Origin of the sequence: Kribbella sp. HUAS MG21 (assembly GCF_040254265.1) — a bacterium.
Taxonomy (GTDB): domain Bacteria; phylum Actinomycetota; class Actinomycetes; order Propionibacteriales; family Kribbellaceae; genus Kribbella.
In genome coordinates, this window is the sequence record NZ_CP158165.1 from 1,067,321 (window position 1) to 1,080,219 (window position 12,899).

The following is a 12,899-nucleotide window of genomic DNA, read 5'->3' on the forward strand; positions in this document are numbered from 1 at the left end:
ATGTTCTGAGGTATGAGTGGCGGCGCCGAGGTGCGGGCGTGGCGGCCCGACGTCCCCGGGGTCGTCGAGGTGCTGCACGCCCATTTCCCGTCGCACGCGTACCCGAGCCACACGCACGACGCCTGGACGGTGCTGATCGTCGACGAAGGCGCCGTCCGGTACGACCTGGATCGCCACGAGCACGGCCTCGCGCAGGCACAGGTTTCCTTGCTACCGCCACATGTGCCGCACGACGGCCGTTCGGTGTTGCCAAACGGTTTCCGAAAACGTGTTCTCTACCTGGCGCCGGACCGGCTCGACGAGGGTCTGATCGGCGCGGCCGTCGACCGGCCGGAGTACGTCGACCCGCTGCTGCGGCATCGGATCCACCAACTGCACGGCGTACTGCGGAACGGCCGGGAGGAACTGGAAGCCCAGAGCCGGCTGAGCCTGATCGAGGAGCGCTTGCAACAACATCTACGGCGACAGGTGGTCACACAGTCCGAGCGGGAAACCGCGCCCCGGCCGCGGGACGCCCGCGTTGCCGCGGGCCTGCGCGACCTCCTGGATACGCACGTCCGCGACGGAATCACGCTCGAGGACGCGGCGAAGCTGGTCCATGCGCATCCGGCCCACCTCGTGCGGGCGTTCAGCCGGGAGTACGGGATGCCGCCGCACCGGTACCTGACCGGCCGGCGGATCGACCTGGCCCGCCGGTACCTGCTCGACGGGCGTCCGGCGGCCGAGGTGGCGACCCTGGCCGGGTTCTACGACCAGTCGCACCTCAACCGGCATTTCCGGAAACTGCTCGGTGTCACACCTGCGCGCTTCGTGAAGCCTTAGCCGCCTTGTAGGCGCGGACACCCCAGGTGCCGAGCAGGCCCGCGATCCCCAGGTTCACGACGATCAGGATCGTGTGCGCGACGTAGTACCCGGTCGGCCGGTCCTCGGTGTCCACGAGCGCCTTGATGAACCGCAGGTACGTGAGGACGTTCCAGGCCGCGATGGCGAGCAGGACGAGTGCGTGTTTCCGTTCGAGTTTCACTCAGCCATTCTGACCGGGGCGGTCGACCATGCGGAGCAGCTGGGTCCGGTTGGCGACGCCGAAGCGGCGGTACAGGCGGGTGAGCTGCGACTCGACCGCCTTCACCGACAGGTACAGCGCGGCGGCGATCTCGCGGTTCGTGGAGCCGTCGCGGACCATCGAGACGATCTGCAGCTCGTTGTCGGTCAGCTCCGACGGTTGCCGGCTCCGGCTCGGTACGTCGAGGCGCGCGAGCTCGGTCTCCGCCACCTCCCGCCAGGCCGGTGCGCCGTACGACTCGAACTGCTCGATCGCGTCCAGGAACGCCGTCCGCGCGACCGACCGGCGCCGGGCCTGCCGGGCGATCCGGCCCCGGGTCAGCTCGGCGCGCGCGAGATCGAGCGGGTAGATCCGATCGCCTGCCGAGGCGACCGACGTCGCCAGCAGTTCGAGGGCCGCGGCCGGATCGCCGCGCTTGGCGATCAGCAGCGCCTCGGCGCGGTCCAGGCCGAGCTTGACCACGCCGCGGTGCAAGTTCTCGGCGCGGGTGCGGATCTCGGCGATCAGCGCCGCCGCGTCGTCGAGCCGACCGGCGGCGACCAGCGCTTCGGCGTAGTCGGCGTGCCACGGGATGATGGCCGGGTCGTACGGCATTGCGGCCTCGCCCGAGTCCGCGATCGCGTCGAACGCCTCCACCGCGCGCTGCGGGTCTCCGGTCAGTACGCCGACCATCCCGAGGCTGGCCAGCGCCGGGCCGGTCCACTCGTCGTTGCCGACCAGCCGGACCCCCTCGAGCGCGGCCTCCGCGAGCTGCCGGGCCATGGTCGCCGTACCGCCGGCCCATTCGGCGCGGCTGGCGACGACCAGGCCGACCTCGGACTCGTCGCCGATGTCCTGCATCAACTGGTAGCACTCGTGGCCGGCAGCGAGCGCGTCGGCGCCGCGGCCGCTGCGCTCGTAGATCGCCGTCGCGGAGATCAGGACGGACGCCAGCCAGCGCATCGCGCCGTGGTCGCGGACCTCGTCGGCCAGCGCGTTGATCGCGGTGATCGCCTCGGCGGTCCGGCCGCGGAACAGCTCCTGCATCGCGGCCATCTGGCGGGCGTTCACCACGCTCCGGGTGAGCGGCAGGCCCTTGGCGAGCTCGGCCGCCTGCTGCAGCACCGCGTCGGCGGACTGCTCCGCGTCGCGGGCGATCAGCACCGAACTGGCCGCGCTCAACGCGTCGACGACCGCCTCGGTGTCGCCCACCTCGCGCGCCAGCTCCTCGGCGATCCGGGCGTCCTCCTGGGCGTCGTCCAGACAGCGGTCGAAGTAGTGGCTGTGGCTGCGCTCGATCCGGACCCGTGCCTCGAGCCGCTTCGTCCCCGCGGCTGCCTCGAAGGCCTCAGCCAGCAGGTTCACCCGCCGGTCCCGCTCCGGCCAGACGGCGTCGGCGCACAGCAGCAGCGCGGGCACGCGCGTCTCCGGGGTCGTCGCGACCTGCGCCGCGAGTTGGGCCATGTCGGCCGACTCCGCCAGATGACCTGCCGCGGCAGCGTCGTCGGCGGCGCGGGTGAGGCGGCGGGCGCGTTCGTCCGGCTGCGTGCACGGCGTACGCTCCGCACTCAACCGCCAGAGCGTCGCGGCCGCGCCGGGCGCGCCACGGCCCGCGGCGACCGTGGCGGCTTCCTCGATCGCGGCGGCCAGCTGCGCGTCGGCCTCCTGGGTGGCGAGGGCGCGATGGGTGGCGTTCTCGACCGGTTCGTCGACCGCGGCGGCGAGGTTGGCGTGCGCCCGTCGACGGTCGGCCGACGTCGCTTCGGCGTACACGAACTCGCGCAGCAGCGGATGCGTGAAGCGGAGCCGCTCGGCGGAGATGTCGATCAGCCCGAGCGTCTCGGCCTCGGCCAGGTCCGCGTCGATCGGGCGGTCGAGCGACTGGGCGAGCTGCGTCGTGGTCGGGCGCGGCGACGACGCCGCGTGCAGCAGCAGCTCGTGGGTGGTCGTGGACAGGTCGGCCAGGCGCTCGCCGAGCAGGGTCTTCAGGCGGCTCGAGACCGGCAGCGGGTCGTTGGGCGAGACGCTCTTCGGATGCCGCAGTACAGCCCGCCCGAGCTCCAGCGCCATGAACGGGTTGCCGGCGCTCGCGGTGAAGATCCGGCGGGCGGTCCGGACCGGGAGCGGGCTGGACAGCCGCTGGCGGAGCAGGCCGAGTACGTCGGGCTCGGTCAGCGGCGGGACCTCGAGCTGCAGCACCGGCTCCGGGCACGCGTCGGCCATCATCGGCAGGTCACCGTCGGCCACCTGCTCGGTCGCGAGCAGCTGCACGCCCTCGGACAGCCGGCGAGCGCAGAAGGTGAGTACTTCGAGGCTCGACGGGTCGACCCATTGGATGTCGTCGACAACGATCAGCACCGGCCCGGTCGTCGCCAGCCGGCGCAGGACATGCAGTACGGCGAGACGCACGGCGAGCTCGTCACGCACCGTGTCCGGCGCACTGGCCTTCAGCAGCGCGACCTCGAGCGGCTGCCGGAGGTGGTCCGGGAGCACCTGCCAGGCGAATTCGAGCTGGTGGGAGAGCAGATCGAGGAGCGTAACATAGGGCAGCCCGGCCTCCGAGTTGGACGGCGCGGCACTGAGGATCCGGCAGCCCTGACGACTACGCTCCGCGACGAGCGTCCGCCCGAGAGCGGACTTCCCGATACCGGTCGGACCGTAGAGCAGCACACTTCCACTGGTCTCGAGCTGCTTCGTAGCACGCTCGACCAGCCCGGCTCGCCCGACCAGCTCGTCGTCTGTCATCCCACTCCTCGAAGGATTACCCTCGCCGATTATCACAGCCAAGGACGCATCGACACGGCGAGTGTCACATGAGGAAATGTGCTGGTCACCATCCTGTCACCGACCCCTGCCCCGTTCCGAGCAGTAAAGACGGCACGATCGTGCCGGGGCACCGGATGGTCTCCGGGGTCTGGGGCTATTGCACAGTGAACGTGCGAGTGGCAGTGGCGAAGTAGCCGCCCACGCTGTTGGGCTGGATCTGGAGTGTGTGCCGGCCGCTCGACAGCCCGGTCGCGGTGAAAGGCGAGGTACACGAACCGAGGCTCTCGCCGTCCAGGAAGCACTGGGTGTCTTGGCCGGCCACAGCGGAGGTGTCGAACGGGATCGACACGTCCGGACCGCTCACAGCAGGGACGTCCGCGATCACGACGTTGCGCCCTTGCCACTTGAGGTCGACGATCCGTTCGGTCGTCGTGTTGTACACGGGGGCCCCGAGGACCAGGCCGGCACCACCGAGGAACTCACGGGCGCTGAGCGTCTCGATGATGTCGCGGTCCCCGAGTCTGGTCAGGACAGCGACCCAGTTGCCGACGGTGTCCCACTCGAGGTCTTCGATGGTCTTCCCCTCGACGAAGCCGAGATCGGCCAGGTTCGCCGTACCACCATCGGGTGGCAGGAACGCGACCACGCCGCGCGTACCCGCGGGAAGATACGCCAGCATGTTCCCACGCGGTGACAGCACGGCACGCGTGGCGCCCTCGGAACCTTCGATGATCGCGATGCGTGCGCCCGCTGCCGCCGCCTCGACACGGGTCAACGGCGCGCCGGGGAGGCTGGTGTCCTGGACGATCAGGGAGTGGTTGTCGGTGTGCCAGATCGGCTGGTCGAGGTGGCAGCCGACTCTGACGACAGATGAGTCGGCCAACGTCACGACGTCGACGCAGGTCGACGAATCGCTGCCCGCCGTACGGAACGCGATCCGGGTACCGTCCGGTGACCACGCCGGATGCGCAATCCCTGCTCCGGACCGAACCAGTGTGTCGACGCCTTGCCGACGCGTCCACAGACCGCTGGGCAGGACATACGCGATGTCGGCACCGTTCGGGCCGCTGGTCACCTCGGTGGCTTCGCCCGGCGGCGGATTCTCGATCGGTACGACCTGCCTGGCCGTCGGCACCGCGAAACTCCCGAACCCGGCCGGCTCGTTCGGCCGCCGAACGAGTGCGATGACCTGCTCCCACGACTTGGCCGGCGAGACGCGCACGCTCGGCTGACCTTCGAAGTACTCGTTGACGGCCGAGACGCGATAGGTGACCGGACGCGAGGCCGCGGTCCAGGGCTCGGTCCAGCGCGTCTGGTTCGGCGGCACGGTGAATCTGGTCTCGATTCCGTCGACCGAACGCTCGACGACGAACCCGACCGGTGCGGCGTTGCCCCAGGATCCCGCGTTCCACGACAGGTCCACCCCGCTGTACGTCGCATCGACCGTGACCCTGTCGGGTGCGGAGGGGACGGTGTAGACGCTGGCGCTCAACAGGATGTGGTGCCTTGCTCGTGCGGTGTTGTCCTCGATGTCCAGCACCGTCCGAGGGTCGTTGGGGTAGGTCGGCGTGAACGTCACCACGACGGTGCAGGACGCCCCCGGGGCAAGGGACTGGCAGGCGAAGTCCTCCTGGCGTGTCCAGGTGGGATCGGCGGGCAGCGGCTTGACGTACAGGCGGAGATCCTTGGTGCCGACGTTCGTCAGCGTCACCCGGATGTACCTCGGCGCGGTGTTGAGTTCGATCTTGCCGAGATCTACGCGCGGCGTGTCGATCGCGAGGGCGGCGTACGGCTGCGTGCTCTTGATCCGGATCTCGCCGTACAACGAGTTGCCCGCAGGGCAAGTGCCGGAGTACGTCGCGCTCATTGTCCCGACCTGAAGATCCGCGGTGTAGGCGATCTCGGCGATGTTCAACGTGCCGGCGAGGCTGCATTCCTGGTCGTTCTGGCGCACGACGAACGATCGGCCGCCGCTAGCGACCGGGTAGGTTCCAGGTCCGGAGAAGAGCGCCGGCAACGTGAACTGCAGGCTCCCCGCGGAGAGCGTGCGGACGCCGGCGGCCGCGGACTGCGCGACCGAACGGGCCACTCCGTCCGTGATGGCAGGTGCCGTCAGGTACGCCGCGACATCGGCGTCGACGGTGAGCACGTCGTGCGTGCCGATCGCGGGGTCCGTCGCCGGCCTGGTACCTGTGACGGTCGCGCTCGGCTGGCTGGAGCCGTCGGCGTTCACCGCGATCACGCGGTACGTCGCACTGGCACCCGCCTTCACGTGCGAGTCGATCCAGCTCGTCGTACCGGCGGGCAACTGCTTCGACGCGTCGGCCCAGGCGCCGTTGGTGCGCTGCGACTGGACCAGGTACCCATCGACAACGCCTACGGGCGCGCTCCACGAGACGCCGAGGCCGCCGAGGACCGGGAACGTCTGTACGGCTGTAGGCGCCGCGGGAACAGCGCTCACTTGCGTGGATGCGTGCGGCGCGGCTGCTGCAGGAACAGCCGCGGTGAACGGCAACGACATGACAAGGACAGACGTCAGCAGCAGGCGGGCGCGACGCATCAACACTCCAGATGTCGGGCGGATCCGGCGCACCCCGAGCGACACCGGCGAAAGGCGAGATAGTTCTATCGTTCAAAAGCCGGCCCGGACAAGGCATCCGGGCGAAGTTGCAGGTTGCTGCAGCGACACGCTGCAGGCCAGGCGCAGCGGCCCTTCGTCGGGTAGTGAAATGCCCCCGGCCGGTGACGCGGCCGGGGGCACGGGTTCAGCTGATGGTGAGGATTTTGTTCGTTGTGTAGGCCGGGGTGTGGTCGGCATCGCCGGGGAACCAGACCCGGTAGGCGATCTGCCCGCGTACCGTCGGCTTGATGCCGAAGGCGTACTTGCCGGAGGTCGAGAGCTTCACCGCGGCGATCGACTTCCAGACCTTGTTGGCGTACTGCTGCAGGTAGACGGTCTGGCCGGCGTGCGCGGGAGCGACGTAACCGCTGAATGCTGCCGTACCGCCGAGCCGGATCGACGACGGCGAGAGTGTCGCCGAGATCGTCGGCGCGACGTTGACCGTGATGTCGGCCGTTCGGGTTCCCATCATCTCGGCGTTGCCGGGGAACGTCATCATGTAGACCGACGAAACGGACGGCTTGACCGGCCAGGAGACGGTGCCGGAGACGCTCGTCTTCGGGGATCCGAGCAGGGTGAACCTCGACGAGGTCTTCGGGCGCGCGTAGACGTGGACCGGCAGTCCGTAGAACGCCTTGTTGTCGATGCGCAGCAGGCTTCCGCGCAGCGTGAACGTGCTGCCGTAGGTGACCAGCGTCGAGGTCGTGCTGATCCCCGACTTCATGCCCATCAGCCGCTGGACGTGGGCCGTGCTGTAGCGCCCCGAGCGGTCCCGGGCCCAGACGGCGTAGGTGTAGGTGACTCCTTGCGCCAGGCCGGTGTCCTTCACCGCGGTCCCGGTGCCCGAGTAGACGAGTGTCCCGGTGGTCGGCGTCGGTACGGTGCTCCCGGCGTTGCGCCGCACGATGACCTGGTCAAGGTCGGTTGTCGGGGCGATTCCCCAGGAGAGATTGGCCGCCAGGTAGGCACCGGCCGCGTTGAACGGCGAGATCGTCGGCGGGGCCGTGTCCACCGTGGAGAACGTGCTGCTGATCGACGCCAGCGGCGTACCGTCGGCCTCCTTCGCGCCCGTGACGCTGATTCGGTACGGCGTGTTGTCGAGGAGGGTCGCTGGGTCGGACGGGGTCGCGTCGCTCGGCGGCCAGGCCGGAGTGATCACGGCCTGCCTGGTCGTCGCGTCGTAGGCAACGGTCGTGGGGACCACCGCACCCGTCTGTCCGTTGAGCAGCCGCACCGTCGACGAGTTGACGCTGTCGGCAACGACCGGACGAGCAAACGTCACGGTTGGTTTGACGGTCACCGGCGCGTTCGTCGACAGGTCAGCGGGCTGCACATTCGTGACCGGGTACGCCGTGCCATGACTCAGAAGTTCACTGGTCGTACTCCGGACGCTCAGTTTGTACGCCCGGGTGTCCCGGGATCCGTTGTCGTTGCGTACGGCGATATAGATCGCCCCGGGGACGTCGCGGAACACAGTAAGCCCCATGGGCTTCGGGCAACCGGTGAGGGGATCGATCAGTGTCGGGTACGGATACACCGCATGCGCCAGCGGCTGCAGGTTCTGGTCGTACACGTTGAGGTGCGGACCGAAATTCGACGAGAAGGCGCAGTCGAACACCGGCCCCGTCAGCATGACGGTGAGACGATCTGCCGCGTTGACCCGGTACCAGTCGACGTCGCCCTCCACACCGATCGTGCTGGAGACCTCCGCGGGTACTTCAGGAAGGACAGTAGCCCGGGCGGGCTGGTCGTTGCCGTCTGCCGGGTTCATCGGGAAGTCGGTCGTCCACCTGCCGCCGAGGGCCTGGTAGGCGTCGAGGATGCCGTTGCCGTAGTACGGGTCGATGCCGCGCGGGCCGGCGTCGCGGGTGGTGGTCTTGAGGCGGGCCATCACCTGGGCGGGTGTGAACGACGGCCACTTGTTGCGGACCAGCGCCGCCACACCAGCCACGATCGGGGACGAGAACGACGTACCGGACAGGCCCCGGTAGTACGGGTCGAAGCCTGACGGGGTCAGGGCTCGCGGGGCCGTGCTGGTGATGTTGAAGCCCGGGGCGGCGAGGTCGACGGTGTCGCCCCAGCTGCTGAAGCTGGTGAGGGCGCCGTACCAGTTGGTGGCGCCAACGGACAGCACCTCGGGGTACGCCGCCGGGTAGTTCGGGGCGGACGCGCCGGTGTTCCCGGACGCGGCGACCAGCACGACGCCCTTGGCGAACGCGTTCTTGATCGCGGTGTGCAGGATCGGGTTGTCACCCTCGCCGCCGAGCGACATGTTGATCACCCGGACGCCGTTCTTGACCGCCCAGTTGATGCCGTTGATCAGGTTGGCGTCGCTGCCCTCACCGTTGTCGTCCAGTACCTTCACCGGGCGGACCTTCGCGTTCCACGCGACACCGGCGATGCCGATCGAGTTGCCGGTGCCCGCGGCGATGATGCCGGTGGTCGCCGTACCGTGACCGTCGCCGTCGTTCGGCGCGACCGCGGTGTTGAACGTGTTGTAGCCGGGCAGCAGGTGACCCACCAGGTCCGGGTGACCGGCGTCGACGCCGGTGTCCAGAACGCCGATCGTCTGGGTGCCGGCCGACTTCGACAGGTCCCAGGCGGCGTTGGCCCGGACGGTCGGCAGGTACTTCTGGTAGTTCGTGTAGTACAGGTCGTTCGGCGTGGCGGACTTCCGCCGGAGGTAGTTCAGCGAGGCGAGTTCGACCGCTGGGTCGGCTTTCACCTTCTTCAGGAGTTCGGGGGCCGGCGCCTCGCTTGTCACGGTGACGATGTCCGAGGTGACCGACACGTCGGGGCGGCCCTTGACCTTGGAGAGGGCGGCTTTGCGGGCCGAGGTGGTGGCCTTCGGCTTGAACTTGATCAGGACCGACTTGGCGTCGTACGCGGGTCCGGTCGGTTTGCCCAGGGCGGGCTTCGCCTGGAATGGGCGGGGCTCGGCGGCGGTGCCGGACGAGCCGGTGACGGTGACCAGGATTCCGGCGACCAGGGCGGCGGGCAGGCCCAGCCGCAGGATCTGAGTGAAACGGGCGGACTTCAACGGCACGCGGGCGCGGCGCATCCAGACTCCAGCGAGGGGAAAGGCGGAGGGAGAACCAGTGCGGCCCCCGCGGCACTGGTACAGACAGGCTGATTTCTATCGTTCGAAGCGGCCCGACGGCAAGCTCGGCGCTGTGGTGCCGTGGCACCAGGGGGTCAGGGAATGGGTTGGCGATCCGCGGGATGGTGGGGAAAATCGCCGGATTCGGCCGCACCGCCCAAAGCGGCCCGATTCTGGAGGACCGCTATGCGATCTTTCGTTACCCGTCCCCGCGCCCTGGCCGTGTTGCTGGCCGGTACGGCGCTTGCGTTCAGTCCGCTCGGTGGACAGGCGACCGCGAAGTTGCCCGCCGACCAAACCGGGAACCCGGCCTGTTTCACGCCGGAGGAAGGCTCCGCCGCGCGCGGTGGCCACGGTGCCGACCATCGGGAGATGTCGGCGGCCGAGCAGAAGGCCGTCGAGGCCCGGACCGCGCAGATCCTGAAGGCCAAGAAGGCCCGCGGGCTCACCCCACAGGCCGGGACCCTGGCGTCGGCCAGTGTGCCGGTGTACGTGCACGTGATGCGCAGCACGTCCGGTGCCGGTGACGTCACCGACTCGCAGATCACGCAGCAGATCGCCGAGCTGAACGAGAACTTCGCCGGCCAGGAGTCGACCCAGGCCGCGAACACCGGGTTCAGCTTCTACCTCGCCGGGACGTACCGGTACAACAACAACCAGTGGCACAACGACCGGCAGAGCACGCAGTACCGCTCCCAGACCCGCAAGGGCGGCGCGAACGCGCTGAACATCTGGCTGGTCGACTTCTCGTACCTCGGCATCGCCACGTTCCCGTGGGACTACGCCCGCAACCCGAAGATCGACGGCATCCGGGTGCAGTACAGCTCGCTGCCCGGCGGTACGGCGACCAACTACGACCTCGGCAAGACCGCGACGCACGAGGCCGGCCACTGGTTCGGGCTGTACCACACGTTCCAGGGCGGTTGCACCAGCACGAACGACTCGGTGGCCGACACGCCCGCCCAGAGCAGCTCGTCCAGCGGCTGCCCGACCGGCCGGGACTCGTGCTCGCTGCCCGGTCTGGACCCGATCCACAACTACATGGACTACTCGTACGACGCCTGCTACAACCAGTTCACGCCTGGTCAGTCGAGCCGGATCAGCGACATGTGGACGGCGTACCGTGCGTGAGACCCGCCTGTGACATCCGCACCACCGGGCAACTAGAGTGCCCGCGATGCGTTTGCTTCCGACGGCCTGCGCAACCGCCGTACTGGTGGTTGCCGGACCTCTGACAGCGACAGCCGCCGGCCAGGCCCCACAGGGCCCGGTCGGCGGCGACCTGCTGACTGCGAAGCCGACGGTGGTCGCCCGCGGCGCGACACCGCCGGCGGTCAAGGCGTCGGCGTACGTCGTGGCGGACATCGACACCGGTCAGGTACTGGCGGTCAAGGCCCCGCACGCCAAGCTCCGTCCGGCCAGCACGCTCAAGGCGCTCACCGCGCTGGTCCTGCTGCCGCGGCTGAAGAAGACCGATCCGGTGGTCGGCTCGGACGCCGACGCCGGGATCGTCGGCAGCAAGGTCGGCGTCTACCCGGGCCTGCGGTACACCGTCGACCAGTTGTTCGAAGGCATGTTCCTGGCCTCCGGCAACGACGCCGTACACGCCTTGTGCGTGCACGACCAGGGCGGCGTACCGGCGACGATCCAGCGGATGAACGCGAAGGCCAAGGAGATCGGCGCGCTCGACACGCACGTCACCGACCCGACCGGCCTCGACGCCGACGGGCAGTACTCGAGCGCCTACGACCTCGCGTTGTTCGCGAAGGCCGGGCTGGCGCGGCCGGACTTCGCGAAGTACGCCGCGACGAAGTACACGGCCTTCCCGAACGTCGGCAACAAGGGCACCTACCAGGTCGCCAACCAGAACAAGCTGCTGTTCAACTACGACGGCGCGCTCGGCGTGAAGACCGGCTACACGACGCTGGCCCGCAACACGTTCATCGGCGCCGCCCGCCGCAACGGCCACACGCTCGTGGTCACGATGATGAACGCGCCGCACGGCATTACCGAGGACGCCAGCAACCTGCTGACCTGGACGTTCACGAACTACGGCAAGCTCAAGCCGGTCGGCGCCCTGGTCAAGCCGGCCGCCGTACCGCCGAAGACGCAGCCCCAGGACCGCTCCGGCAGCACCAAATCCGACTCCGGTACGACGGGCCGGCCGAAGGCGCGCACCGCGCTGAATCCCGGCCAGGCCGTCCAGTCGCTCGCCCTCCGCGTCCCGGCCTGGGCGTACGCCGCCCCGCCCGTCCTGCTCCTCGGCCTCTTCCTCCGCCGCCCGCGAACGCTACGCCGCCGCCGTCACTAGCGGGTACGACGGACCGACCGGACCGCGCGTACCGCCTGCAGGGCGAGCGTGGTGGCCGTGACCCCGAGCACCGCGCCCGCGGCCACCGCCGCGGTGTCCGCCTTCCGCTGCGGGACCGGAACCACCTTGTAGCGCTTGCCCGGCGGCCCCGGGAGCAGCGGCTCGGCCTCGACAGCTGCCGGCTCCGCGCTCTCCTCCTCGGCGGCGCGGACGTCGAGGGTTGCTTCCTTCGTCCACGCCGCGATCAGCATGATCACGCGGGTCATCAGGTAGATCCACACCAACAGCGCCAGCGGGAGGGCTAGAGCGCCGTACGCCGCGTTCGACCCGATCACGTGGTCGACGTACACGTTGCCGAGCCGCTGCGCCAGGTAGAACACGACGCCGCCGGCCAGGGCGGCGATCAGCGCGACCTTCCGGGGCAGGATGATCCGCGGCAGAGCGGTCTGCATGTACAGGAACAGGGCGGCCCCTGCGGCGACGCCGATCACCACGCTGAACAGTGCGAGCCCCCACTGCGCCAGCCAGGTGCCCTCCAGGTCGGCCCAGCCGGCGATGCGCTTCGACAGGCCGGTGAGGATCGACGAGGCGCCGGTCGCGATCAGGCCGATCATGCCCAGGCCGACCAGCGCGCCGAGGTCGACGGCCTTCAGCTTGACCATGTTGCCCGGCTCGTCGTCGAGCTCGTGCATCGAGCGGATCGAGGCCCGCAGCGAGTCGATCCAGCCGAGACCGGTGAACAGCAGCGAAACACCGGAGACGAGCCCGATGGTGCCCGCGTGCGCGATCAGCGAGTCGATGTCGATCTTGTCGCCGACGCCGGGCAGGTTCTGCTGCAGCGCCTCCTTCAGCGCCTTGACGGCCTCGTCACCGAGCAGCGGCCCGGCGATCGCCGCCGCCAGCACGATCAGCGGGAACAGCGACAGGAACCCGAAGAAACTCGTCGCGCCGGCCAACCGGTTGCCCCGCCGGTCGCCGTACCGCTGCCAGGCACGCCAGAGCTGGGTCCGGCGGAACCGCTGCCAGAGCGACTTGAGCTTCTTCATGACTCTCCTGTACC

General features: G+C 69.3%; 8 protein-coding genes. 3 read left to right on the plus strand and 5 right to left on the minus strand.

From position 1 onward, the window contains the following. Window positions 1-12 precede the first annotated feature (12 nt). The gene (locus ABN611_RS05165; RefSeq protein ID WP_350278614.1) at window positions 13-822 is read left to right on the plus strand and encodes an AraC family transcriptional regulator; all 810 of its coding nucleotides are present in this window, start codon (window positions 13-15) and stop codon (window positions 820-822) included. On the opposite strand, the gene ABN611_RS05170 is transcribed toward ABN611_RS05165, so the two are convergent. The 4 genes from ABN611_RS05170 to ABN611_RS05185 form a co-directional block, all read right to left on the minus strand. Continuing rightward, window positions 794-1,024: a hypothetical protein gene (locus ABN611_RS05170; RefSeq protein ID WP_350278615.1), complete on the minus strand. Its 231-nt coding sequence runs from the start codon at window positions 1,022-1,024 to the stop codon at window positions 794-796. The genes ABN611_RS05165 and ABN611_RS05170 overlap by 29 nt on opposite strands. Continuing rightward, a complete protein-coding gene (locus ABN611_RS05175) occupies window positions 1,025-3,787 on the minus strand; it encodes an AAA family ATPase (protein WP_350278616.1) in 2,763 nt (920 codons plus the stop codon). Between the two features lie 175 nt (window positions 3,788-3,962). Next, window positions 3,963-6,269, minus strand: coding sequence for a hypothetical protein (locus ABN611_RS05180; RefSeq protein WP_350278617.1), 2,307 nt, complete (start codon window positions 6,267-6,269; stop codon window positions 3,963-3,965). Between the two features lie 304 nt (window positions 6,270-6,573). Then, the gene (locus tag ABN611_RS05185; protein ID WP_350278618.1) at window positions 6,574-9,489 is read right to left on the minus strand and encodes a S8 family serine peptidase; all 2,916 of its coding nucleotides are present in this window, start codon (window positions 9,487-9,489) and stop codon (window positions 6,574-6,576) included. A 225-nt stretch (window positions 9,490-9,714) separates the two neighbouring features. Here ABN611_RS05185 and ABN611_RS05190 point away from each other — a divergent pair, with 225 nt between their 5' ends. Continuing rightward, window positions 9,715-10,659 (plus strand): zinc metalloprotease, encoded by a 945-nt coding sequence (locus tag ABN611_RS05190; protein WP_350278619.1) that lies wholly within the window; start codon window positions 9,715-9,717, stop codon window positions 10,657-10,659. Between the two features lie 46 nt (window positions 10,660-10,705). Next, a complete protein-coding gene (locus tag ABN611_RS05195; RefSeq protein WP_350278620.1) occupies window positions 10,706-11,839 on the plus strand; it encodes a D-alanyl-D-alanine carboxypeptidase in 1,134 nt (377 codons plus the stop codon). On the opposite strand, the gene ABN611_RS05200 is transcribed toward ABN611_RS05195, so the two are convergent. Next, the gene (locus tag ABN611_RS05200; RefSeq protein ID WP_350278621.1) at window positions 11,836-12,885 is read right to left on the minus strand and encodes a YihY/virulence factor BrkB family protein; all 1,050 of its coding nucleotides are present in this window, start codon (window positions 12,883-12,885) and stop codon (window positions 11,836-11,838) included. The genes ABN611_RS05195 and ABN611_RS05200 overlap by 4 nt on opposite strands. Between the last annotated feature and the right edge of the window lie 14 nt (window positions 12,886-12,899).